The following is a 23,743-nucleotide window of genomic DNA, read 5'->3' as shown; positions in this document are numbered from 1 at the left end:
TCATAAATAAGGCGCTTGATATGTTCAGATTTATAGCACGAGTTTTATGCATGAGCTTGCTGTTTATCTCTTGTTTTACGTCGGCTTCAGTGTCGAAGCCGGCCAAGGTTCAAGTCGGTGATCTGATCGCGGTCTTTTTGCCCGGTGAAGAGAATTTGCAACAGGACCTGAATGTGGATAAACAGGGCCGTATTACCCTTCCTGAAGTGGGTACTGTGACCGTTGCGGGTTTAACAGAAGCAGAGCTTAAAGCGCTAGTGAAGGAAAAGCTTGGTGGTGTCTTTCGCGATCTGATGCATCTCTCTGTCTATGTTAAAGAGACACGATTATTGGTGCAGGTGCTAGGTTATGTCGATAAGCCCGGGCAGGTGCTGCTGCCAGCCAGTGCAGGCATTCAAATGGCTTTAGCAAAAGCGGGCGGGGTAAGATCCGGGGCTCAACTCGATAAGTTGCAACTGCGTCGTAACGATTCAATGCAAGAGTTTAACTATAAGGCTTATTTGGACTCGGGGAATGAATCCTATCTTCCCCAGTTGCGTTCACTGGATACTCTGTTTGTGCCAGCGTCACCGATGATCGGCAATATTGAAGTGGAATTTGATGCCGCTAAAATGTCGGATGCCGGGGACGCGGCAGCTGATCGAAATGCGGTGAAGGTTTTTGGTGAAGTGAATCGTCCGGGCAGTTTTTCCTATAAAGCTAATATTTCACTGGTTGATCTGTTAATGCGTGCCGGAGGAGTCACGCGTTATGCCGGTGTGGAGCAAATCCGGGTGATTAACCATAACGAACCCAATCTGTTTAATTTAAAACAGTATTTAGATACAGGAGATAGTCAACTGCTACCGGCACTGTCTTCCGGTGCGACCATCTTTGTACCGCGCCAGGAGGAGGAGATCAAATCAGGTGCCAATATGGTGTATGTCATGGGGGAAGTCTTTAAGCCAGGTGCCTATGAAGGTAAAGAGGGCGCGACCTTTATGGATATTCTTGCCAATGCGGGCGGGCCGACCCGTTTTGCCGAATCGCGACAAATTCGCATTATTCATGCAAATGGCGAAGTGCGCCCCTTTGATATGGCGGCTTATACCGAAGGTCTGGTGACGCAGATACCTGATATTGGTGCCGGTGACGCGATTTTTGTACCTGAAAAAACCGATATGAATGAAAAGTCCTGGCTCAAAGTCGCGCCTAATCGCGCGGTACGGGTGATAGGGGAAGTTGTACGTCCCGGTCGGTTCGAGTGGTCAGATGAAATGAATTTGATGGATTTGCTGGCCCATGCCGGAGGTCCTAAGTCGCGTGCAGACACGGCGAATATTGAACTGCTTATTCCGGATGGGCGTGGGAATAACCGTACGCTCACTTTTGACTTAGATAAATATATAAAACAAGGTCATGGAGAATCTCGCTTACCGAAAATCAAGGCGGGTACTGTGGTTCGGATCCATGATTTGCCGCAAGACCCTTCAGATAATAAATCGCAATGGGTGCGCCAATCCTCCGATAAGTCGATATATATCATGGGGCAGGTCGGTGCGCCTGGCCGTTATCGATTTAATAGTGAGATGACTTTTTTAGATATTTTGGCGGCGGCGGACGGACCTACCGACAAAGCCGATATTCATAACATCCGGATCAGCCATAGCGACAAAGGTCGTCCCAAAGTCACCAAGCTGGATCTCGGCCTCTATTTTGAAACCGGAGATCAGCAGCTACTGCCGCAAATTACCACCGGCGATACCATATATATTCCAGAAAAAAATAGAATTTGGCTGAATCAGACCAAGGAAACCACCGTTCGAGTGCTCGGTGCGGTGAATCGCCCCGGCCGCTACCGCTTCAATGATTCCATGACCTTGTTAGATCTGTTAGCAGAGGCCGGCGGCACCAGCTCTGATGCCTATATCAATAAAATCACGGTGGTCAATCTCTCTTGCTGCAAAGATCAGGCGCGTAGTTTTGATCTGTCGGAATTTAGTAAAACGGCCGATTTCGCCATCCTGCCGGTGATCAGAAATGGCGACACGGTTTATGTGCCAGATAGAAAAGACTCTCTTGGCTATAAAACCAGAGAAACCATTGGTGATATTTTCCGTCTGGTTTCTATGGCTTCCTTGTTGGGGTTGCTTTAATGAATGTCGCACATTATCAGCAAGAAATTGAACAGCTTTATTCTCGAACCTTAGCGCAAGGTATTCGTTCAATGGCTATCTGCTCTGCGCTGCCTCAGCAGGGGGCTACAACCATATTAAGGGTGTTAGCACAGCGTAATGTGCTGGCAGGACATTCAACGCTGCTGGTGGATCTCAATACAGTCAGTCCGGGTATTTTAAAAGTGATCGATCTGCCTTGTGAGTCGACATTATCTCTGGGCAAAAAAACACCTTTAAATGCTGTTATACCTTGTTTGTCAACGCCGCAACTGGTTTCCTTTACCGATTGCGATTCAGTATTCAATGGCATCGGTATTCCTAAGGACAAGAGCAGTCTGCTGAGGTTGCGAGAGCCGGAGGTATTGCGACAGCTGATCCAGAGCTGGCTGCAAGAATATGATACTGTTTTAATAGATACAACGGCATTGCTGGCAACGGATGGCCATGCGGTTCCGGCTCAACAGGTGGCCAGTGCCTGCGATGCTTGTTTGTTGGTGGTACTTTCCGGGCATTGTACCCAGGCACAGATCGTAGATGCCATTGAGCGTCTCAACCATCAGCAGGCTAACCTGGTTGGCACCGTGATGAATGATCAATATCAGCCAAAACTGATTGATGAGTTAAAAAGAGAATTAAATCGTATTAACGGGCAGCTTCCAAGATTTGTACGTTGGGCGAACCGAAAATTGAATGGTTTGTCTCTGCTTTCGATGGACATTTAACGAAAGGGCGGGAAGATGGTAAAGCAAGCTTTGATCAAATGGTGGCCGGTCTTACTGATATTAGTTGCCCAGGCCTCTATGGCAAAGACATATACATTTGGGGTTGTGCCCCAACAGTCTGCCAGTAAGCTGGCCCAGCTTTGGACGCCGATTGTATTGCATTTAAGCGAGCAGACCGGAATGGAAATTCAATTTGCAACTGCGCCCAATATTCCAACCTTTGAAGAAAGGCTGGCAGCCGGCGACTATGACTTTGTTTATATGAACCCATACCATTTTACCGTTTTTAATCAAGAGCCCGGCTATCAGGCTTTAGCCAAAGCGAAGAATAAGCGGATTAAAGGCATTATAGTGGTGCGCAAAGATAGCGGCATTACCGAACTGCAGCAGTTAAACCGGCAAACCCTCGCTTTCCCTGCACCGGCAGCTTTTGCTGCCAGTATTTTAACCCGTTCTCACTTGAGTGATATCGGTATAAATTTCACTCCTAAATATGTCTCTTCCCATGATTCAGTCTACAGTGCAGTGGCTAAGGGCTTGTATCCGGCCGGAGGGGGAGTGATGCGAACCTTTAACAATATGCCGGATACGCTACGCAAGCAGCTACACGTACTTTGGACTACTCAGGGTTACACCCCCCATGCGTTTGCGTCTCACCCTAAGGTCAATGCGGTAGATCAGCTGAAGTTACAACAAGCACTCATCCAGATGGATCGCTCGCTTAACGGCATGGCTTTGTTAGAGTCAATCAAGCTTCAAGGTATCGAGGCGGCACAAAGTAGTGATTGGGATGATGTCAGGCGTTTGAGAATCGAGTTCCTAGGTGATCAGGGTCATCCTTTGGCCGAATGATCCTTAGTCGTCATTCGATGTAAGAGAATGTGAGCAATTACGATGTTATTTCTGCCCGGTAGAACTATGGTTTATAAACGGTAACAGAATCATTTTATTGCCAGCTTTATCAGTTGAGTGAGTTGAAAACAACAGGGATGGGGTCATATTGAGTTTTCGATTAAAAACCATTCTCGGCATTGCTGTGATTGAAACGGTACTTCTGATCATTCTGGTGCTGAGCGGCATTCGTTTTCTGTCTGATTCAAACGGCAAACAACTGCAGCAGCGGGCCCAGACAACCATTCAACTGTTTGCCAGCGCGGCAAAGGATGCAGTATTGGCAACAGATTTAGCCAGTTTGGACAGCATTACTCAAGAGGTAGCTGCCAACCCCGATGTGGTATATGCCAGAGTCAGCAACAGAGGCATAGTATTAGCGGAATCGGGCCAGCCAGAAGCGTTAAGTCATGAAATTCTGATTGATACAGACTTTTCGTTAATTGACGATGGTATTTTTGATGTGCGCTATGAGATACAGGAAGGTGGCTATGTTTATGGCGTCATTGAGTTAGGCCTCTCAACCCACTCAATTCAATTATTATTAGCTCAGGCCAGGCGCTGGGCTATCGGTATCGCAACGCTAGAAGTGGTGTTAGTTGCTGTATTCTCTTTTATTCTTGGTACTTATCTTACCCGGCAGCTGCAACAGCTAAAAACCTCATCGGTAAATATTCGTCGCTTTGGTCCCGGCTTTCAACTGCCGGTGAGCGGTCAAGACGAGTTGGCGGATCTGGCTAATGAGTTTAACCGGATGTCTGTCAGCCTCGCCCGGTCTTATCGAGAGCTGGAACAATCCTCTGACGAACATCGTGTTTTGGCTGAACGGGCAAGCCGAAACGAGGCGATGAACCAAGCCGTACTGTCCGCCTCTTTAGATGGCATTATTACCATCGATCACCACGGGGTTATCGTTGAGTTTAATAAGGGGGCGGCGAGTATACTGGGCTGGTCGCAGGAAGAGGCGATCGGAGAAAATATGGCGCAACTGATCGTACCGGAACCGTTTCGAGCGGCACATAATAACGGCATGGCCCATTATCTGGCAACGGGAGAAGGGCCAGTGCTTGGCAAGCGACTGGAGCTGCAGGCACTGTTGAAGTCTGGAAAGATCATTCCGATCGAGATTGCTATCTCACCGATAGATCTGGGTGAGCATACCTTTTTCACCGCCTTTATCCGTGATCTGTCAGCGCGGAAAAAAGCAGAAGAGGAACAGCGCCTCGCCGCTCAGGCCTTTGAGTCAATTGAGCCGATATTTATCACCGATTCTAAGGGCTGCATTCTCCGGGTAAATAGCGCCTTTTCCAATGTCACGGGCTACAGCCGTCAGGAAGTGACGGGAAAGAATCCCAGTATATTGTCATCTGGCCGTCACGATAAAGCCTTTTATCTATCGCTTTGGGAGGCGTTGCTGGCAAAAGGGCAATGGAGTGGCGAGATCTATAATCGGCGTAAAAACGGTGAAATTTACCTGCAGCGTTTAACCATTACCGCGGTACGTGATGAGCGCGCGGTCACAAGCCACTACATTGCGCATTTCATTGATATTTCAGAGCAAAAAGCGAATGAAATAAGTTTAAAGCAAGCGAGAAAGCTTGCAGAGCAAGCCAGTGAAGCCAAGAGCCGTTTTTTAGCAACGATGAGCCATGAGATCCGCTCGCCGTTAAATGCGGTGATCACGATGAGTAGCCTGTTGCTGGAATCTAAATTAGACGCTGAGCAGCAGCGATTTGCCGATATTGTAAATCAAGGCGGTCAAACTTTAATGGCTTTGATTAATAACATCTTGGATTTTAGCAAGATTGAGTCGGATCACCTGAAGCTTACCGCCGCATGGTTTGATTTGAAATTCACCGTCGAATCTATTGTCGAACTGTTAGCGTGTCAGGCTGATTTAAAACAGCTTGAAGTTAATCTGGTGATCTCACCACGGATTGCGCACCAGTACTGGGGAGATGAACTCAGAATTCGCCAAATTCTGACGAACCTGATCAGCAATGCCATTAAATTCACCGATCAGGGCGGGGTGAGCGTGCGCGTATATCCGGAGCTTGATGCCAGAATGGTCATTGAGGTTGAAGATACAGGCATAGGTATTGATAGCACACATCAGCAAGATATCTTTGCTGAGTTTGTACAGCTGGAAAATGACGATAGCCGTCGCTTTGGTGGTACCGGGCTGGGGCTGGCCATCACGCAACGCTTGGTTGATATGATGGACGGTCAGATCACGATGACAAGCGAAATGGATAAAGGAACCTGCTTTAAGGTGACGTTGCCTCTGCGTAATCAGGAGGTCGAGAAAGTAAGGTCACAACTTGACGTGAAACGACGGATAGCGGCTTGTACCCTCAATCAGCCCTCCTCCGTTGATCAAAACAATGACCTGTCAACAAAACAGGCACAGGTATTGCTCGTTGAAGATAATCCAACCAATCAAGCGGTGGCACTGGCGCTGCTGACCAAGGAAGGGATAGAGAACGATATTGCCGAAAATGGGGAAGTAGCCCTGGCGCTGGCGCAAGCGAAGAAGTTTGATCTGATATTGATGGATCTGGCTATGCCGATAATGAATGGTATTGATGCAACAAAAAAAATCAGAGAGCAGCCAGGAATAAACCAAACCACTACCATTATCGCCATGACGGCCAACGCCTTTGCTGAGGATAAGCAGCGCTGTTTAGATGCCGGGATGGATGATTATATTGCCAAGCCATTAGATGTGAAGCTGTTTAGACAAAAGTTAACCCATTGGCTTGAAAAGAAGGGGCAGCACAAAGAGCTGAGAGGGAAAAGAGAAGAGACGGAGCAAAAAGAATACCGGCAGGCTTCTAGCGTACAAGCTGAGCCCGGAGCATATCAAGACATGCTTGATAGCAAAGTGATGACACAGCTTGTAAATGATTTGAGTCAGGATGTATTGCTTAAAATTATCAAGCTTTATATTGACGAAACTGAGAAGCGCATGCGGGTAATGGCTGAAGCGGTGAAACAGAGACATTGGACTTTGCTTGAATCTGAGGCCCACCAGCTTAAAAGCAGCTCAGGGAGTATTGGCACAACACGATTACAGCAAAAGGCCCTAGCGATTGAACTGGCAGCCAGAGCAGAAGACCGCGCCGAGGCTGAACGTCATAGCTCTGATCTTTTACCGCTTTGCCAACAATCAATTTTGGGATTAAAGCAGTTTGTTGAAGAGAGGGAAGATGACGCAACGACTGCTTTATGACACGAAAAAAGAGGCCAAACTTGAGTCGGTACGAGAAATTCGAGTGATCTTGCTGCGTCTACTGAGTCTAAAAAGAGTGGATGAGGCGTTAGCAAACCGTATCAGCCTGGCTTTTACCGAAGCGGCAACAAATATTATCAAACATGGCAATCCGAAAGCCGCAACGCTCCAAGTTACACTGAGTCAAGATGGTGCCCATTTTTACTTGGCGCTAATGGATGACGGTGAACCCTGGGATATAACCAGGCAGTCATATCAGGGGCTAGATAGTGTATTAAAAGAGCATGAGTCTGGTCGAGGCCTTGAGCTGATTAATGCGTTCGCTGACACGGTTGATTACCAGTCACATCATGCCGGTAATTTCCATTGTTTGAGTTTGTCCTGGTCTTTACCGGAAAAGTGCCATCAGCCCCGAATATTAATTGTTGAAGATGAGCTGGTGGCTCAAAACTTATATCACAGCTATTTGTCTGAGCGCTATCAGATCGATATCGTTGCTGATGGCATGCAGGCTTTAACTCAATTCAAAAAACATGATTATGATCTCTTGCTCTCAGATATCAACATGCCCCGTATGGATGGGATGAGCTTGCGGGAGCAATTACTGGAACAGAAAAATGGTCAGCTGACCCCGTTTATCTTTTTAACTGCGGCAGATAATTCCCAGCTCATTGAGCGTGCCAATTTTTTGGGAGTCGATGATTATCTGCAAAAGCCTGTAAATAAAAACCAACTTTTGCAATCAGTTGACCGAGCAATTTACCGTTCAGTTCAACTAAAAAAAGCCATGGGCGAAATGATTAACGAACGAATCTGTGGTTCTTTATTACCTCAAACTCCATTGGATATACCTTATTGGCAATGTCAACTTCAGCAAAGTCACAGCGAACGAGGTGGCGGTGATATTTTCCACTTTTATCCATTTAAGGATGAAGCCGGGACTGAGGCCAGTTTAATTATGCTGGCAGATATCGAAGGCCATGACGAAACCGCTAAATTTTTTTCCCATGCCTTTGCCGGCTATTTAAGAGGAATAATCCAGGGGTACTTGGATGGCGCATCGGCGGCATTAACTGTGGGGGCCGTGTCGATCGAACATTTAATGCAACAGATCTCAAATGGCATCTACATGGATCGGTTACTCAGCCAATCTACGATTACCCTCTTATTGCTCAGCGTTCATAGTGGTGGCAGAGTGCGTATTGTCAGTGCCGGTCATCCGTCGCCGTTTATATTAGGTGCAGGATCTATGTGTCAATTGGACGTGGGTGGCTTATTACCCGGATTAATCGAAAATGCCCGTTATCAAATGACGCAAGTTGAAATTAAGCAGTCTGAACGGCTTGTTTTATATACAGATGGCTTGTTAGAGTCAAAAACGCCAACACAACGCTTTGTTGAATCAGATATTTTACAGCAATTAAACAAGAGCATTGCCCATCCGCCGGATCGCGCAGTACGGCAACTCATTGAACACTTTGAGCAACTGGTTGACCCACATGCGCAAGATGACGCCACCCTTATTTTACTGCAGGCGAAAGAGTCGGTTTCTCTGCAAAAAATGGATAATCAGCTAAAAGGATAGGGATATGCAGCAATTACCAAAGGTACTCTTGGTCGAAGATACACCTATGTTGGCCATGACCTATCAGCACTATTTGAAAGATGAGCCTATTGAGTTGCTGACGGTTACTACAGGTAAAGAAGCGATGGCGACGATTGATGAATTTTTTCCTCAACTGTTATTGCTTGATTTGAAACTGCCTGATATGGATGGTCAGGAGGTGCTGCAATGGCTTTCAAGTGAGCACCCGTCTGTGACTGTGGTGGTTATGACGGCGCACAGTTCGGTTAACGTGGCGGTGGATGTGATGCGTTTGGGGGCAAAAGACTTTCTGGAGAAGCCTTTTGATGCCGCTCGTTTACAAACAACGGTTCGCAATATGCTGGAACAGCACCGGTTGCAGCATATTGTGCAGCAATTAAAGACATTTGAACGTCAGAAATATCATGGTTTTGTTGGTTCAAGTTTAGTAATGCAAGCCGTCTACCGGATCATTGATGCTGCTGCTTCGAGCAAAGCCACTGTGTTTATTACCGGTGAAAGTGGCACAGGCAAAGAAGTGTGTGCAGAAGCTATTCATAAACAGAGCCCGAGGAAAAAGAAGCCGTTTATTGCTTTAAATTGCGGTGCTATCCCCAAGGATCTGATGGAGAGTGAGATCTTCGGTCATATTAAAGGCGCATTTACAGGCGCTATTTCTGAGCGGAGCGGTGCTGCCAGCCTGGCTGATGGCGGCACACTATTTCTAGATGAAATTTGTGAAATGGACATGGAGTTGCAAACTAAACTGTTACGCTTTGTTCAAACCAGTTGTTTTCAAAAGGTGGGCAGCGGCAAACAGGAGCAGGTTGATATTCGCTTTGTCTGTGCAACCAACCGAGATCCGCTGGCTGAAGTGGCTGCAGGACGGTTTCGCGAAGATCTCTATTATCGTTTGCACGTTGTACCTATTCATTTGCCGCCATTGCGTGACAGAGACGAAGATATCATTGAAATTGCAGAGCATTTTCTAAAAAACTATGCAGCGGAAGAGGGGAAGCAGTTTAACTGCTTTTCAGCAAAGGTATTGGCTCGCTTTTTAAGCTACGAGTGGCCGGGCAATATTCGTCAACTGCAAAATGTAATTAGAAATATTTTGGTATTGCACGAAGGAGTGGCGGTTGAACCATTCCAGCTGCCCCCTCCCTTAGATCAAGTTAGCGATACGTCTGAGACATTAGGCCGAATGCAACAACGAGTCGACCATAGTGCCCAGAACACTATTGAGCCGAAGGCTGAGCGAATTTCTGCAGATAATCTATCAGTGGTATTAGCTGCCCGTGTAATGGGTGAAATCCGGCCTTTAGCTCAGCTTGAGCGGGAGATCATTGAGCAGGCAATAACCTTATGTGACGATAATATTCCCCAGGCGGCGCGCTATCTGGACGTTAGCCCTTCGACGATCTATCGGAAAAAACAAACATGGGAAAACAATGCGTGATGGCAATTTTTTTTGTGGGGGACAAACAGGAGCAACGCAATCGTCTCTCCTGTTGTTTTCTCTTATGGTCCATTATTGTTCGATGACCTTAATCCCGCCGTCTTGCTGTGCCTGTTTTAGCAGTGCTTGTCGTTGCACTTCTTTTTCTGATAACGCTGTTGGCTGTTCTGCCTTTTGTTCCTCATTTTGCAGGGTGAAGTTGTGAATCTGAGTGAAAGTTAGCATTGGTAACGGCTCTATGTTGTGTGTGCCCATGCATAAAATAATGTCGTGAGGCGGTTAATAAATCATCATCCCTCACTGTTTTATTTAGGGATGAGTAGCAAGGCGTAGATCGCAATTGTTCGGCGATCTGGCATTTCTGACTGCTTACCGGCGGAGAAAAGAGCTTACATATCTTGCCGCCATTGCACGATAAATTCAGCAATGTGTTGTGGCTGGTTTAAATCCAGTACCGGTAACGGAATGTTCTGCGGCGGTTCGCTGTCTGTGGCAAAAGCAATAATATGAGGATCATTAAGGTAGAGTAGCGGTTTCCCATACGCCGGGCGGTGAATTTCAATCTTAGGAAAAGCGTTGTCGCGAAAGCCTTCTACCAGCACTAAATCCAGCTGGTTATGATCGAGTTGGTTCAGGCATTGCGTTAGGTCCGGCTCATCACGTTCTGGCTCTGGATACTCAAAGTAGAGCATATGACGGGCTTTTGTCGCGAGTAACGTTTGAGCGCACCCCGCATGGCGCAGGCGATAGCTGTCTTTCCCTGGTATATCAGGGTCGATGTCGTGGTGGCTGTGTTTAACCAGACCGATACGCAGACCATGTTGTTTTAATTCGGGGATTAATTTTTCCAGTAAGGTGGTTTTTCCTGAACCACTGTAACCGGCAAAACCGATTATAGGCGTCATATTTGCCTCGGAAATAAAATGCATGCGGCGATCTTAAAGCAAAACGGCCGTAACGTCATGGTGTCATTCTTGTGGTTAATTGCCGCCCGCCAGAGTTGGCCTCATTTTTTTACTCTTTAGTGGTATATACCGTCTAAAGTTATTGTGTGATTTGTTTACTTTTGTTGTGCCTGTTTGACTCAGTGGTTGTAATAGAGGGGGGAATGAAAGTTTGAAGCTGAATAACGGTGATTGCAAATAGCAAAGAGGTTACCCATATTTATCTGTGATAGATGGAAGATGAACAGGATAGCGTCGTTCATTATCACTAAATATATCCAAGCTACGGGTTTGGGTATGAATCATCAACGGCATCAGGGAGAGTGCTATGTGGGCAACGCTGGATTTTGAAGCATCTGGATTATCGGATCAATCGTATCCGATTGAAGTGGGGTATTCCTTACCCGATGGCAGTGGTGACAGTCTGTTAATAAACCCCTTAACAGCAAGCGATGTTTGGCAGCATTGGGATGAGTATGCTGAACAAGAAATTCACCGAATTTCTCGTAAAGAACTTGAACTGAATGGCAATCAGGTCGTTGACGTTTGTCAGCACCTAAATATTGTTCTCGGCAAATTCGAATATGTCTTTTGCGACAGCCAGTGGGATTTATTCTGGCTTGGTCGACTCTATCATTCCGCACATATGCGACCTTCCTTTACACTTACCGAAGTCGGGCATTGGTTACTGCATGAAAATGGCATCGAGCGGGCCCGTTTCCAGCTGGCGCTGGAAGAGCAAGGTCCGGTTAAACACCGTGCAATGCATGATGCAGAGCAGATACGGCTGGCAATAACGCGTCTGGTCGGTTAGCCAGTTGAAAACCCGAACGTTACAGCTGACGGGTAAATCGCTACAATTCAGCTCACTATCTCTTTATTCATACAAGAGCGATCCTTGCTAATTCAAACTGTACGTATAGCGCTGTTTAATATCTCGATGTCTGATCCGGTTGAAGGTCAGATCCTCAAACAAACTTCTACCGCAGACAATGGCCGTTTTTCAAAACTTGCGGCCATTATTCAGCACGTTCGTCCCGATGTCTTACTGTTATGCGAATTCGATCATCCCGGAAAAGGGGGCGATGACGGTGCATTAGCAAATTTTTGTCGCCACTATCTGGCTGAACCCCAGCATCAACAGCCTGTTATTGACTATCCCTACCACTATGCTCCGGCAAGTAATACCGGTTTACTGAGCCCATTTGACTTGAACGGTGATGGCGAGCTGACGTTACCGGATGACGGCATAGGTTTTGGTGAACATCATGGCCATTTCGGCTTCGTTATCCTGTCACGTTTCCCTATTCAACAGCATCAGATCCGAAGCTGGCAACAATTGCTTTGGCAAGATATGCCCGGTCATTGCATGCCTGATGGTTATTACAGTGATCAAGCCGCCGGAGTCTTGCGGCTATCGTCGAAAAATCATGTATTGATACCTATAGAGGTTGAACAACAGGTTATTAATCTGCTTTGTTGTCACCCCACACCACCAGTGTTTGATGGTGAAGAAAAACGTAATGCCCGTCGAAATCATGATGAGTTGCGCCTGTTAACCGACATCATCAACCGTGCTGATTATCTGGTGGATGATCAGGGGCAGCAAGGTGGTTTATCTGATGATGATAAGTTTGTGGTAATGGGCGATCTTAATGCTGACATGACCGATGGCGATGGGATCAAAAAGCCTCTTCGTGACTTGCTGCTTCACCGCCGGATCAATCGTTCCGCCAGCGCGGGTAAACAAACCCCTAAAAGTTTAGGTGGTTATTTTCTTCAACCTCGGCAGGCTCGCGCCGGTCGAAAAAACGAATGGACGCACCTCGATGGGTTGCGGCTTGATTATGTCCTGCCTTCAGACAACCTACCGGTAAAGCAATCCGGTATTTTCTGGCCGGATAAAAAAGATCCGTTACGTCATCTGATCACCGATGATCGGGGCCGGGAAAGGGCTCAAGCGGGCTCTGATCATCGGTTGGTATGGGTAGATATTGATCTGGCAGCGATGTAATTTAGCGTGGGCAAGTTGTAATTGCATATTCTGGCCTATCTTTAGAGGGGATCCTCTTTTCTTTAAAGGTAAGGAGTTGGTTATGCCTGGTAAACACAAAGAGTTGAGTGGTGAAGGGTTACGCGGTCAAAGTGCGGGTTCGACAGCACTTTGTACTGTCGGTAAAACGGGGACAGGGCTCACGTACCGTGGTTATGATATTACGGATTTAGCCGAACACGCCGAGTTTGAAGAAGTGGCTTATCTGTTGTTAAAAGGTAAGTTGCCAACCCGGACAGAGCTGGCTGCTTATAAGACCAGACTGATCTCATTCCGCGGTTTACCTCTGGCGTTAAAAAACACCCTGGAGCAGATCCCGGCAGACGCCCATCCGATGGATGTTATGCGAACCGGTTGTTCGATGCTGGGTAATCTGGAGCAGGAACATGACTTCAGTGAGCAGCAGGATAAGGCCGATCGCTTGTTGGCGTTATTGCCCGCGATTCTCTGTTACTGGTACCGTTATAGCTACCATGGTGTGCGGATTGAAACCTATTGTGATCAGGATAGCCTCGGCGGCTATTTCTTAAAGATGCTGACCGGGAAGACGCCTTCAGATCTTCATATACAGGTGATGCAATGTTCACTGGTCCTGTATGCCGAACATGAGTTTAATGCCTCGACATTTTCGGCTCGTGTTTGTGCATCTACCTTGTCTGATCTTCATTCTTGTATTGCAACTGCAATTGGTACGTTGCGCGGGCCATTGCATGGGGGCGCTAACGAAGCTGCGATGGGGATGATCGAGCGCTGGCAAAGCCCGGATGAAGCTGAAGCGGGTATTTTACAGATGCTGGCAAATAATGAAAAAGTGATGGGTTTTGGTCATGCGGTGTATACCGAATTCGATCCCCGCAATGTACTGATCAAACGGTGGGCGAAGAAGCTGGCTGAAGAGGCCGATGATTCGGTGCTGTATGATATGTCCGAACGCATAGAACAGGTGATGAAGCGGGAAAAAGACCTGTTTTGCAATGTCGATTTCTTCCATGCCCCGGCGTATCATTTTATGGCGATCCCTACCAAGTTGTTTACCCCGATCTTCGTGATGAGCAGGGTGACAGGCTGGGCGGCACATGTGTTCGAACAGCGAGCCCATAACCGTATTATCAGGCCAAGTGCCGATTACATTGGGCCTGATCACCAAGAGTGGTTGCCGATTGATGAACGGCACTGACAATGTCGGTCTTTTCGAGTCAGCAGGCAAAACCGGGGAATGGATAACCATTCCTCAGGGACGGCTGTACTGGGCGCCACACTACTTTTCAGCGCAACAGGCTGATGATTATTTTAAGCATCTATTGAACGAACTGAACTGGCGACAACAATCGATTCGGATGTTTGGCCGTCAGGTCTTGCAGCCTCGTTTGCAGGCATGGTGCGGCGATGTTCAGTACACCTATTCGGGCCTAACTATGAAGCCGGAGCCGTGGACGCCTACCTTACTGGCAATCAAAGCGGCCTGTGAGCAGGCGGCTGGGGTGTCGTTTAATTCGGTACTGGCGAATCTCTATCGCCACGGACAAGATTACATGGGCTTCCATCAGGATAATGAAAAGGAGCTCGGTTATCAGCCCGTTATTGCGTCGGTCAGTTTCGGTGAACAGCGTCGTTTTGTTTTAAAACATATCGAGACCAAGCAGAAGATTGAGTTTGCCCTGCATTCCGGTTCGCTATTGATCATGGCGGGTGAGACTCAAACCTGCTGGTCCCATTCCGTACCCAAGACTCAGAAACCCATGCAACCGAGAATCAATCTGACCTTCCGCCAGATTATGCCGACTGATAATATTGGTTAAGTTTTAACGCTTGTTAGGTGCAAACTCCATACACGGTCATACCAAAGTCCGGCTCGCCAGTGACTGACGAACCTTACAATTAAAGTTTACGCTGAAGTTCTGATTGGAGTTCTTTTAGGACGGAGTATTCATCTTCTGTGCAACAACGAACTATGGGTACCCAATGATCCCCAGTTTCATCCGTTGCACGGAACTCCGCTCGAAGCTCATACTTTCTTAATGACACAAAAGACAAGAGTAAACTGGCAGCAAATACAAAAATACCAGCCGGAGGTACAAATGCCCAAGTAGCAGCAGAGAGCACAAGAGCCAACGTAACAATGTTTACCAGATTATCCTTTAGACTTAATTGCCTGAGTTCTATCTGATTGATTTTACGTAAACTATAACAGTCTTTTCTAACTATTAACTCAGTTGAAGTTATTTGAAAATCATCGGACACGAACGGCTTACGAAATAACATTACGTTCACCAGTGTTTGTATATTTAGGTTACTTTTTTCCATTCTTTGCCTCTATGTTGTTGAAAGGTTAATAAAAGCTAATTTAATCATGAGGTTATACAAAGAATAGTTAAGTTATAAGTCAGGCGAATCCAAAAATCAATAACAATATGCAATATGTATGACAAGTGCGGGGGCATCATTGACACCTAACGCCCACGAGACGACTTCATGCGTTAGTATCTTGGACTGGCATAAGAGGTTCTGGATTGATGCTTTCTTATTTCTGTCTTACCAAAAATCCCACATCACCCACTCATTGCTAAATCCAAACAAAGCCTTTGGTGGGCTAGGTTATGTCCCTAGCGAGGGCTTGGAAAGACATAATTCTCAATAAAGTGACAGATATTCTAAATTTTATACATATTATTAAAGCTTATACAAACAATATCTAAAGTACGGATTTGGAGTTGGCTATGAATGTAAGAAATGGTTATGTTACGTTGTTTTTATTCTTAGTAGCATGTTCTAGTGCGAAGAATTCCAGCGAACAGAAATTAGCATTTAAGCTGAGTGACTTTAAGAAAATCAATGAGCCTAAGTCAGCGTCAAGTGTGACACCAAAGTTTGAGTTTAGACCTAAGAGTCATAAACATTACTGGCATTGTTTATCCACTAGTGATTGTTATACCGAGTATTCAGGTTCTTTTTACCTCCATGATTTGAACACAGGTGTTGTGCCTCAATGGGCTTCAATAGAAACTGATTTACGCCATGGTACTTGTAACGTTAACTTTGAGGTGGATAGCAGTTCAGAGTTTTATAATTTTCAAACGAATTCTCAATATACTGAATATGGTTGGGCAGGGAAGAGAGATAGCAAAACAGAACGTATTGTTGGTAGAGTTATTTTCAGAAGTCCTATATATGGAGTTTGGCATGCTGCATGGAAAAGTGAAAACTGTGAATAAATCAGCTTGAGCCTAAAACGATAATTAATTTTCAAGCTAGATAAAGTTTATAACCTGTAGCCTTGACCTCTATTATTCAGTAACTGATTAATAATGCTAATTTTTACATGCAATGTGACGTGTTTACCATAATGAACATAATGACTTACCGATTTTTGAGAGTGAGATCATCAATAATCGTCCATGGGTCTGTTAGTCTTCATGGGCATCATAGTGCGCATGGATGCGAGTTTTTTATTAAAGGATAAACCCATGTCTAAATCTACTGGCAGAAAACGTTTTTGGTTTCAGCATTCACGAGATAATGATCAGTTAAGAGTTTAAAAAATAATACTGAATCAAAATACTACAAGAAGAGGTCGCCCAATTGGTGGGCGACCTCTTCGTACATTATGGGAGTTTCTGAGTGTAATGATGTCAGAGCAATAGTGGGTCAGTACGGTATAATATTGTCTGGTAGCGTATTTTTGCATGCAGTATTGGCATTGGCGCTGGCTTAATAGAATCTGTGCTACAGACAGGGAGTTGTATGAAATTTTTAACGATAGGCCTGCCGCTTTTTATTTCTTTGCTGGTGGCTCCAGCTATTTCCAGTACAGAATCTGTTCTTTCCACTCAAGGTTCAGCTCTTGCCAGTAAAGAGCAAGCAATAGTCAATCAGGCGGAGATCACATCCAGCTTCAAGCAAGATGCTCAGCTGATCCGCGATACTTATGAAGCGAAGTTATTTACGTTACCGGCGTTTAAATCCGGCCATTACGGGCTGAGAATGTATCGTCAGACGCTGGATAACAAATACGAAGCGGCAATATGGTCAGATATGGCACGGGTTGCCAGTCGGCTGAATGAGTTTGCAACCGAAGTTTATACCCCGGAGCAGATCCAGGCTTATTCCAATAAGCGTATTGAAGGCTATCTGGATGCAACGAGTGAGCGCAGTAAATTACGCTATGAAGCAACGAAGCAAATGCCGGAATACCTTTATCTTGGTGTTGATTTGCTTGGTTCAATGGCGCGTGCGAATGAATATGGCCTGAAACACCGAGAAGATGCCAAATTACACCAGGTGATCCGTCGTTATGATTTTGCCAAGTACGCAACTGATGAAGCCATGATTAAAGCCTGGGCGGCTCAGTTGGCTAATCAGGTGTACTGGTTGCGTCAGTTAGGTGAACAGGATGTGGTCGACGACTTTATTGCCGCATTCAGGAAAGCCTACCCGGACAGCAACGACAGTCAGCTGTCAGAACAGCAGTTCGGCAATAAAATTTATGGGCTAACCCATATTATCTTTGCCGCATCTGCGTATTACCAGCATCAGATTAACGAGCAGGATTTCCAGTGGGTGTATGACTATTATCGCAACAACATTGATACGATTATCACTCGGGCAAAAGAAGATGTGATTGCCGAGGTGGGGATTAACTTCCTGCTGGCCGGGTTAGGTGATGATCCTGTTGTTCTGAAAACGCAAAAGGCGATTCAACACGCCTTGAATCGTCAACACGGTTTGGTGCCATCGGTGACGGGTGGTACTGAGTTAAGGGATGGTGAACACCGCAATGTACTGGCAATTATGCTGTTGGACTGGAAAGGGCCGCATGTGGCCCCGACGATCACCAAGCAACCTGATATGTTTGACTCTGTACCGTATGGTTTAGTGGCAAAATAAAGTTATATGCGCCGACTGCATTACATCAGCCAGTAAACGCGAACAAAAAGGCGAAGTACGGCTTCGCCTTTTGTGTTTGTCTCTTCCGATAACCATAAAATCATTCATTCTCGCGGCACTTAGAAATATTTGCCTTTGATACTGCTGACCGTGAAGGTGCTGACCACCATATCGGCTGACCAGTAGGCCGCATTCCAGCCGGCTTTTACTTTCAGCTGGCGGATGAAATCTATCGGCTTGGGCAGCTTTTCCCACACCTGGGGTAAGAACAGTGCTTGTTTGTGGTTTTTTGTCAGGATCACACCGACCTTATTGTCAGCCAAATAATCGAGTAATTCCTGCTCTGAGTTAACCTCCAGCCTTTCCGGCTCAGAAAGGACTGACACTTCAATAGTTAGTTTATCGAGTTGATCTTTAGTCAGCGGCATAAACCGATGGTCCTGGTAGGCGCTGGCTCTTGCTTTGTTGTGTACCTCCAGTACCAGAGGAGAATGCGCCGCTATCGTACCGAGACAACCTTGCAGTTCACCATTAACTTCCAGAGTGACAAAACAGGCGGCAGGTTCTAATAATTTTTTACTGTATAAATCAAGCTGCGGGGCTTTTATTTCACCATTCGATAAATGTCCTCGTATGGCTTCACGAGCGATATCCAACAGTTGGGTTAGTTCCCCTTTACTCAATTTCTGATATGAGATAACTGACATATCCTACGACTCTCTCCTTATCTCCGGCGGTGTCACCGGAATTTTTTAAATCCATACGTGTGAGTTGGTAGCCCCGTTTTTTTGCCAGTAATAGCAGTGCGTTTATCCCGGTCGAGCCACATGCCTGCTCGGGTGTTAATGACGGTTCAAAATGTTCGATTAAAGAGCATGTATTTTTATCGATACTTTGTGCCTCAGAATAAGGATGGAAATGGCTCAGATCGCTGCTGACAACCAGGAGGGTATTGTCTTGCTGCCACAAGTCGTCGATGAGATTGGCGACCGTGACCGGGGAGACATTGCCGGTTAACATCGGCAACAAAGTAAACTGATGCAGGCAGGTTTGCAGAAAAGGCAGTTGAACTTCAAGACAGTGTTCTAAGGCATGTGCCTGATCTGACACTTCCACATCTTCGATTTTCTGCAGTTTTTCGATGGCTTGTGTGTCAATGGGAATATTGCCGAACGGGGTGGCGAAATAGTGCGCGGAAGGTAGCGCGCAGCCCTGAAAATAAAAGCGATGGCTCGGCCCGACGAGTATGACCCTTTCGATCTTGTCTGCCAGGCTCTTCAGGTGGCGGTATGCCTGGGCGGCTGTTTCACCGGAATATATATAACCGGCATGAGGCACGATAAGAGCACGTATCGAATGGCGCAAGGCAGGTGGCGGTTTGAGCCAGTTATCTAACTGACTTTGAAGATGTTGCGCGGATTTATCGTAGAAGCTACCTGCCACTGCCGGGTATCGAATATTCATAGAAATCACACGGTTATTTTCAACGGGACTATATTTAGTATAGGTAGTAAATTTCTATTGTGAGTCGTGAGATGCAATTAGCCCCCAGCTTTTTTAAAACCCGGTACTGGCATCGTCTGGATGATGGCAGGGTCGTGTGTGATCTTTGTCCTCGCCGCTGTCGATTGCGGGATGGCAAACGCGGAGCCTGTTTTATCAGGCAGGCTCACGACGGTGAGATCGTGCTGACCAGCTATGGTCGATCCAGCGGTTTTTGTATCGATCCCATTGAGAAGAAACCGTTAAATCACTTTTATCCGGGTAGCTCGGTGTTATCGTTTGGTACTGCCGGTTGCAATCTCAGCTGCAAGTTCTGCCAGAACTGGGGGATCAGTAAATCGCGCGAGATTGATACCCTAGGCGAGCAGGCGATGCCTGAGCAGATTGCGCAATCTGCCAAACGTTATGGTTGTGACAGTATTGCGTTTACGTATAACGATCCGGTGATCTTTATGGAATATGCCGTGGATACCGCACAGGCATGCCATGAGCTCGGTATTCACAGTGTCGCCGTCAGTGCCGGGTATATTTGCGATGACCCAAGAATGGAATTTTTCCGGTATATGGATGCCGCGAATATTGACCTGAAGGCCTTTACCGAACGTTTCTACCATAAAATTTGTAGCGGGCACCTGGCTCCAGTACTCGATACTTTACTGTATCTACGTCATGAAACCGAGGTGTGGTTTGAAATTACCACGCTGCTGATCCCTGGTGAAAATGACAGCTCGGCAGAGTTAGAAGAATTGACGCGTTGGGTGTATGACAATTTAGGGCCGGATATTCCGATCCACTTCAGTGCCTTCCATCCGGATTTTAAAATGCTCGATAAACCGAGAACACCGCCAGCAACCGTTCAGCGGGCGAGAGAAATCGCGATGAAAAACGGGCTCAATTACGCCTATGTGGGTAATATTTATGATGAAGCGGGTGACAGTACCTATTGCCCGCAGTGTCATCATAAAGTCATCTCCCGTGATTGGTATCAGATTGGCGAGTATGGCCTGACCGATGATGGTCACTGCCAGCATTGCGGTTATCAGTTAGCCGGACGCTTTTCTGCCAGAGGTAATGCCTTTGGCCGCCAGCGTATTCCGGTTAAGATCGGCTAGCATAGTATGAAAATCAACGGAACTGTCTTACAGGGTTTTACTCGTCTGTCAATTTCCTTTATCTTACTGCGATCAAGTCAATCAGTCTTATTGGAAAACCATGTCTAAAATCACCATTGAGCAGTTAGCGCGATACCAGAACCTGGTAATCACTCAGCCTCATTGTCCATTCTGCGTAAAAGCGAAAGCTATTCTGGATGATCGCGGTACCGAGTACACGACTTTGGTACTGGGTATGGATCTGGAAAAAACAGAGATGATTGAATTCATCGAACAAACCGCAAATGTCACGGTACGCACCGTTCCTCAAATCATTCTGGATGGTAAGTACATCGGTGGTCATGATGACTTGGTTGCTTTCCTTGAGCGTCAGGTTGATACCGCTGAACTGGGTGATTTCGAACTGTAACTATGATGTGATATATCCGGATTTCCTCATATATACACAGTATTCAACGTTTGCTCGCTGGAGGCTGTATTCCTAGGGGGATCTGTCTGAAGTAAAACGGTAAAGCGAAAATTATGAAGCTTAATTTTTCCGAATTAAACAAACAGACTAAGAAATCTTTTGGCGATCAGCGTGCGGTCATTAAGCGTGTAATGCAGGGTAAGACCGTGCTATGCCCTGAATGTGGCCAGCCATTACGTCTGGTGCCGCCGGAGACCAGCGACAAGCCGGGGATTGCCTGCGTTAAAGGGTGTACGGCCATTGAATTAGACTTTTCATAATTCACTTGAAACAAAAAAAGCCAGCGGAATGCTGGCTTTTGTATTTAAGGGCTGTCGCTCAAGTATTAGTAAGTCGCCTCACGCACTGTTGCTTAATTTTTCTCATTCTCAGGTGCTGCTTATCCAACATCTTGGTTGCCTTCTATACTGGAAATTGTCCTCGGCACCAGGCTGTGGACTAAAACCATAAGTCAACACCTATAAGAGAAAGGTGACAAAATGAGAAATAAAGGAATATTGGCGGTTGTATTACCCTGCGTGCTGCTTGGCGGCGTTGCCAATGCTGCGGGTGGTGGCGGTGTATTGTCCGATCCGGGAGCCGCCGAAGGTAAGCATTTTCACCCTAAAGGCAAACTCCCCTCAACGTATACGATTGATGTCCAGCAAAAACAACGCGATAGTTTACCGTTTGATGATAGACGTGACTTTGAGGAAGCAAAGCGCGGTTTTGTTGCCGCTCCTGGCTATAAGCAAATAAAGGCAGAAGCCGGTCATGTTGCCTGGGATATGGCAAGCTACGAGTGGTTGCTGCAAGATAAAGCGTTCGACAGTATTCATCCGTCACTTCAGCGTCAGGCTGTACTGAATATGGCTTATGGTCTTTATGAAGTTGTACCGGATAAAATTTATCAGGTTCGCGGTTTTGATCTGGCCAATATTAGTTTTATTAAAAGTGATAATGGCTGGATCATCTTTGATCCTTTGACGGCAAAAGAAACCGCCGCCGCCGCACTTCAGTTTATTAATGATCAACTTGGTGAACGTCCGGTTGTTGCAGTCGTCTATTCACATTCACATGCCGACCACTTCGGTGGCGCACGTGGTGTGGTTAACGAAGCAGATCTTAAAGCCGGTAAGATTAAAATTATTGCGCCTGCCGGCTTTATGGATCACGCCGTCTCTGAAAACGTCTACGCTGGCAATGCAATGAATCGTCGGTTGTTCTTCCAATATGGTGTGTTACTACCACGCAGCCCGTTTGGCCATGTTGATCAATCGATTGGTAAAAATACCGCCGCAGGGAATACGGGTCTGATCCCGCCAACAGTGACTATAGAGAAAGATATCGAAGAGCTGACCGTTGACGGTGTGAAAATGATATTTCAGAACACACCGGGAACGGAAGCACCTGCTGAAATGAATACCTATTTCCCTGATTTGAAAACATTCTGGGCGGCAGAAAATATTACCGGTACGGTACATAATATTTATACTCTCCGTGGTGCTCTGATCCGCGATGCTCTGGAGTGGTCAAAGCAGATAAACAAGGCCCTCTATATGTTTGGTCAGGAAGCCGAGGTGATGTTTGCTTCGCATAGCTGGCCGCGCTGGGGTAATGATCGTATTCAGGAGGTGATGCGGGCACAACGCGATATCTATGCCAATTTAAATAATGAAGTACTGCATCTGGCGAACCAGGGGGTGACGATTAATGAGGTACATAATCAATATAAGCCGCCGAAGAGTTTACAACAGCAGTGGACTGCCCATAGTTATCATGGCTCAGAGCAGCATAACAGCCGGGCAGTAATCAATCGTTATCTGGGGTATTGGGATGGCAATCCTGCCACTTTGATCCCGCTTTCTCCTCGTGATTCAGCGCCGCTTTATGTCGAGATGATGGGCGGTGGCGATAACATCATCAAGAAAGGCCAGGAGCTTTTTGATAAAGGCGAATACCTGCAGGCATCAGAGATCCTGAACAAACTGGTCTATGGTGAACCTGATAACCAGCAGGGCAAGGATTTGTTAGCAGATGTCTTTGAACAGATAGGTTATCAGCAGGAAAGCCCGAGTGTGCGGAACAGTTTTCTTGCCGCGGCTTATGAACTACGAAGCGGAATTCCTACCGGTGCTTCTCCGAAGACATCTGGGCCGGATGTAATACGAGCCATGTCTACCAGCTTGTGGCTGGATTTCCTTGCGGTTCGCCTCGACAGTAAAAAAGCTGAAGGCATTAACTTTGTTATCAACCTGGTCACACCAGATAATGACGAGAAATATGCCCTAGAGCTGAGTAACGCAACGCTGACGAATATCAAAGGTTACCTGGCTAAAGAGCCGGATCTCACTATTACGATTAATCGTACCGACCTTGAACAGGTGATGATGGGGGCGGTTACCCTCGACGAACAGATTAAATCCGGCAAAGCGAAGTTAAAAGGGAACAGTCAGCCTTTTGAACAGTTGAAAACCATGTTAGTACACTTCACGCCAGACTTTGAGCTGATGTCTGGAACCAAAGGCGAGCCTGTAAAATCGGAGCTCAACACGTTTGAGCAAGAACCAGCCGGTAGTTCAGTTGGTGGCTAACAGTATTTGTTTAATATCCTCAGATGAATAAAAAACTGAGATAAAAGTAAAAGAGGGAGGCTGGTTGCCTCCCTCATATTTAATATCAACTAACAGACCTGCTGTTGCGGGATAATTCGCTAAAACTCGTAAAAATGCAGGCCTTTCTTATGCAGTAAGC

Annotated in this window: 21 protein-coding genes; 16 read left to right on the top strand and 5 right to left on the bottom strand. The window is 46.4% G+C overall.

Features of this window, described 5'->3' with window-relative positions; all coding sequences use genetic code 11:
* The first annotated feature begins 20 nt into the window (after positions 1-20).
* The 6 genes from C9I89_RS08440 (at position 21) to C9I89_RS08415 (ending at position 10,045) form a co-directional block, all read left to right on the top strand.
* Positions 21-2,135, top strand: a complete 2,115-nt coding sequence (locus C9I89_RS08440; RefSeq protein ID WP_107282900.1) for an SLBB domain-containing protein — start codon at positions 21-23, stop codon at positions 2,133-2,135.
* A complete protein-coding gene (locus C9I89_RS08435) occupies positions 2,135-2,878 on the top strand; it encodes a P-loop NTPase family protein (RefSeq protein WP_107282899.1) in 744 nt (247 codons plus the stop codon). Before C9I89_RS08440 ends, C9I89_RS08435 begins: the two co-directional genes overlap by 1 nt.
* Before the next feature lie 15 nt (positions 2,879-2,893).
* Positions 2,894-3,730 carry a phosphate/phosphite/phosphonate ABC transporter substrate-binding protein gene (locus C9I89_RS08430; RefSeq protein WP_107282898.1) on the top strand — a complete coding sequence of 279 codons (837 nt, stop codon included), beginning with the start codon at positions 2,894-2,896 and terminating at the stop codon, positions 3,728-3,730.
* Positions 3,731-3,878: 148 nt separating this feature from the next.
* Positions 3,879-7,001, top strand: coding sequence for a PAS domain S-box protein (locus C9I89_RS08425; protein ID WP_107282897.1), 3,123 nt, complete (start codon positions 3,879-3,881; stop codon positions 6,999-7,001).
* The gene (locus C9I89_RS08420) at positions 6,979-8,586 is read left to right on the top strand and encodes a SpoIIE family protein phosphatase (protein ID WP_107282896.1); all 1,608 of its coding nucleotides are present in this window, start codon (positions 6,979-6,981) and stop codon (positions 8,584-8,586) included. Before C9I89_RS08425 ends, C9I89_RS08420 begins: the two co-directional genes overlap by 23 nt.
* A gap of 4 nt (positions 8,587-8,590) precedes the next feature.
* Entirely contained in the window at positions 8,591-10,045 is a 1,455-nt protein-coding gene (locus C9I89_RS08415) for a sigma-54-dependent transcriptional regulator (RefSeq protein ID WP_107282895.1), read from the top strand.
* 72 nt (positions 10,046-10,117) lie between these two features.
* Here C9I89_RS08415 and C9I89_RS22495 read toward each other — a convergent pair whose 3' ends face one another.
* Positions 10,118-10,270, bottom strand: a complete 153-nt coding sequence (locus C9I89_RS22495; protein ID WP_170107666.1) for a hypothetical protein — start codon at positions 10,268-10,270, stop codon at positions 10,118-10,120.
* Positions 10,271-10,434: 164 nt separating this feature from the next.
* Entirely contained in the window at positions 10,435-10,950 is a 516-nt protein-coding gene (gene mobB, locus C9I89_RS08410) for a molybdopterin-guanine dinucleotide biosynthesis protein B (RefSeq protein WP_107282964.1), read from the bottom strand.
* Between the two features lie 367 nt (positions 10,951-11,317).
* Between mobB and C9I89_RS08405 the strand changes: the two genes are divergently transcribed.
* The 4 genes from C9I89_RS08405 to C9I89_RS08390 all read left to right on the top strand — a co-directional run bounded on the left by C9I89_RS08405 (position 11,318) and on the right by C9I89_RS08390 (position 14,841).
* Positions 11,318-11,803, top strand: coding sequence for a hypothetical protein (locus C9I89_RS08405; RefSeq protein ID WP_107282894.1), 486 nt, complete (start codon positions 11,318-11,320; stop codon positions 11,801-11,803).
* Between the two features lie 126 nt (positions 11,804-11,929).
* On the top strand, positions 11,930-13,003 hold the full coding sequence (locus C9I89_RS08400; RefSeq protein WP_107282963.1) for an endonuclease/exonuclease/phosphatase family protein: 1,074 nt from the start codon (positions 11,930-11,932) through the stop codon (positions 13,001-13,003).
* A gap of 82 nt (positions 13,004-13,085) precedes the next feature.
* Positions 13,086-14,219: a bifunctional 2-methylcitrate synthase/citrate synthase gene (gene prpC, locus C9I89_RS08395; RefSeq protein ID WP_107282893.1), complete on the top strand. Its 1,134-nt coding sequence runs from the start codon at positions 13,086-13,088 to the stop codon at positions 14,217-14,219.
* Positions 14,206-14,841: an alpha-ketoglutarate-dependent dioxygenase AlkB family protein gene (locus C9I89_RS08390; protein WP_107282892.1), complete on the top strand. Its 636-nt coding sequence runs from the start codon at positions 14,206-14,208 to the stop codon at positions 14,839-14,841. The genes prpC and C9I89_RS08390 overlap by 14 nt, the downstream gene beginning before the upstream one ends.
* Before the next feature lie 79 nt (positions 14,842-14,920).
* Here the strand turns inward: C9I89_RS08390 and C9I89_RS08385 are convergent, their stop codons facing one another.
* Positions 14,921-15,346 carry a DUF6232 family protein gene (locus C9I89_RS08385; RefSeq protein ID WP_107282891.1) on the bottom strand — a complete coding sequence of 142 codons (426 nt, stop codon included), beginning with the start codon at positions 15,344-15,346 and terminating at the stop codon, positions 14,921-14,923.
* A gap of 413 nt (positions 15,347-15,759) precedes the next feature.
* Here C9I89_RS08385 and C9I89_RS22335 point away from each other — a divergent pair, with 413 nt between their 5' ends.
* Positions 15,760-16,254, top strand: a complete 495-nt coding sequence (locus tag C9I89_RS22335; protein ID WP_146155058.1) for a hypothetical protein — start codon at positions 15,760-15,762, stop codon at positions 16,252-16,254.
* Positions 16,255-16,783: 529 nt separating this feature from the next.
* Positions 16,784-17,926 (top strand): DUF3541 domain-containing protein, encoded by a 1,143-nt coding sequence (locus C9I89_RS08375; protein ID WP_107282889.1) that lies wholly within the window; start codon positions 16,784-16,786, stop codon positions 17,924-17,926.
* A gap of 119 nt (positions 17,927-18,045) precedes the next feature.
* Here C9I89_RS08375 and amrA read toward each other — a convergent pair whose 3' ends face one another.
* Entirely contained in the window at positions 18,046-18,633 is a 588-nt protein-coding gene (gene amrA, locus C9I89_RS08370; RefSeq protein WP_107282888.1) for an AmmeMemoRadiSam system protein A, read from the bottom strand.
* Entirely contained in the window at positions 18,602-19,390 is a 789-nt protein-coding gene (gene amrB / locus C9I89_RS08365) for an AmmeMemoRadiSam system protein B (RefSeq protein WP_107282887.1), read from the bottom strand. The genes amrA and amrB overlap by 32 nt, the downstream gene beginning before the upstream one ends.
* 71 nt (positions 19,391-19,461) lie before the next feature.
* Between amrB and amrS the strand changes: the two genes are divergently transcribed.
* From amrS to C9I89_RS08345, 4 genes are all read left to right on the top strand, one after another.
* Positions 19,462-20,541 carry an AmmeMemoRadiSam system radical SAM enzyme gene (gene amrS, locus C9I89_RS08360; protein ID WP_107282886.1) on the top strand — a complete coding sequence of 360 codons (1,080 nt, stop codon included), beginning with the start codon at positions 19,462-19,464 and terminating at the stop codon, positions 20,539-20,541.
* Between the two features lie 100 nt (positions 20,542-20,641).
* The gene (locus C9I89_RS08355; RefSeq protein ID WP_107282885.1) at positions 20,642-20,950 is read left to right on the top strand and encodes a glutaredoxin domain-containing protein; all 309 of its coding nucleotides are present in this window, start codon (positions 20,642-20,644) and stop codon (positions 20,948-20,950) included.
* 113 nt (positions 20,951-21,063) lie between these two features.
* Positions 21,064-21,270, top strand: coding sequence for a hypothetical protein (locus C9I89_RS08350; RefSeq protein WP_211315227.1), 207 nt, complete (start codon positions 21,064-21,066; stop codon positions 21,268-21,270).
* Between the two features lie 219 nt (positions 21,271-21,489).
* Positions 21,490-23,583 carry an alkyl/aryl-sulfatase gene (locus C9I89_RS08345; protein WP_107282883.1) on the top strand — a complete coding sequence of 698 codons (2,094 nt, stop codon included), beginning with the start codon at positions 21,490-21,492 and terminating at the stop codon, positions 23,581-23,583.
* The last annotated feature ends 160 nt before the right edge of the window (positions 23,584-23,743 follow it).

It is taken from the genome of Photobacterium lipolyticum (assembly GCF_003026475.1).
Lineage (GTDB): Bacteria > Pseudomonadota > Gammaproteobacteria > Enterobacterales > Vibrionaceae > Photobacterium > Photobacterium lipolyticum.
This window is presented reverse-complemented; position numbering and strand designations above follow the sequence as displayed.

What these genes read in the sequence shown, in the direction of transcription:
- C9I89_RS22335 (WP_146155058.1), top strand. Translation starts at nt 15,760, where the DNA reads ATGAATGTAAGAAATGGTTATGTTACGTTGTTTTTATTCTTAGTAGCA.
- C9I89_RS08385 (WP_107282891.1), bottom strand. Translation starts at nt 15,346, where the DNA reads ATGGAAAAAAGTAACCTAAATATACAAACACTGGTGAACGTAATGTTA.
- C9I89_RS08430 (WP_107282898.1), top strand. Translation starts at nt 2,894, where the DNA reads ATGGTAAAGCAAGCTTTGATCAAATGGTGGCCGGTCTTACTGATATTA.
- C9I89_RS08400 (WP_107282963.1), top strand. Translation starts at nt 11,930, where the DNA reads ATGTCTGATCCGGTTGAAGGTCAGATCCTCAAACAAACTTCTACCGCA.
- amrA (WP_107282888.1), bottom strand. Translation starts at nt 18,633, where the DNA reads ATGTCAGTTATCTCATATCAGAAATTGAGTAAAGGGGAACTAACCCAA.
- mobB (WP_107282964.1), bottom strand. Translation starts at nt 10,950, where the DNA reads ATGACGCCTATAATCGGTTTTGCCGGTTACAGTGGTTCAGGAAAAACC.
- prpC (WP_107282893.1), top strand. Translation starts at nt 13,086, where the DNA reads ATGCCTGGTAAACACAAAGAGTTGAGTGGTGAAGGGTTACGCGGTCAA.
- C9I89_RS08375 (WP_107282889.1), top strand. Translation starts at nt 16,784, where the DNA reads ATGAAATTTTTAACGATAGGCCTGCCGCTTTTTATTTCTTTGCTGGTG.
- C9I89_RS08390 (WP_107282892.1), top strand. Translation starts at nt 14,206, where the DNA reads ATGAACGGCACTGACAATGTCGGTCTTTTCGAGTCAGCAGGCAAAACC.
- C9I89_RS08415 (WP_107282895.1), top strand. Translation starts at nt 8,591, where the DNA reads ATGCAGCAATTACCAAAGGTACTCTTGGTCGAAGATACACCTATGTTG.
- C9I89_RS08350 (WP_211315227.1), top strand. Translation starts at nt 21,064, where the DNA reads ATGAAGCTTAATTTTTCCGAATTAAACAAACAGACTAAGAAATCTTTT.
- amrB (WP_107282887.1), bottom strand. Translation starts at nt 19,390, where the DNA reads ATGAATATTCGATACCCGGCAGTGGCAGGTAGCTTCTACGATAAATCC.
- amrS (WP_107282886.1), top strand. Translation starts at nt 19,462, where the DNA reads ATGCAATTAGCCCCCAGCTTTTTTAAAACCCGGTACTGGCATCGTCTG.
- C9I89_RS08440 (WP_107282900.1), top strand. Translation starts at nt 21, where the DNA reads ATGTTCAGATTTATAGCACGAGTTTTATGCATGAGCTTGCTGTTTATC.
- C9I89_RS22495 (WP_170107666.1), bottom strand. Translation starts at nt 10,270, where the DNA reads ATGCTAACTTTCACTCAGATTCACAACTTCACCCTGCAAAATGAGGAA.
- C9I89_RS08345 (WP_107282883.1), top strand. Translation starts at nt 21,490, where the DNA reads ATGAGAAATAAAGGAATATTGGCGGTTGTATTACCCTGCGTGCTGCTT.
- C9I89_RS08405 (WP_107282894.1), top strand. Translation starts at nt 11,318, where the DNA reads ATGTGGGCAACGCTGGATTTTGAAGCATCTGGATTATCGGATCAATCG.
- C9I89_RS08435 (WP_107282899.1), top strand. Translation starts at nt 2,135, where the DNA reads ATGAATGTCGCACATTATCAGCAAGAAATTGAACAGCTTTATTCTCGA.
- C9I89_RS08355 (WP_107282885.1), top strand. Translation starts at nt 20,642, where the DNA reads ATGTCTAAAATCACCATTGAGCAGTTAGCGCGATACCAGAACCTGGTA.
- C9I89_RS08420 (WP_107282896.1), top strand. Translation starts at nt 6,979, where the DNA reads ATGACGCAACGACTGCTTTATGACACGAAAAAAGAGGCCAAACTTGAG.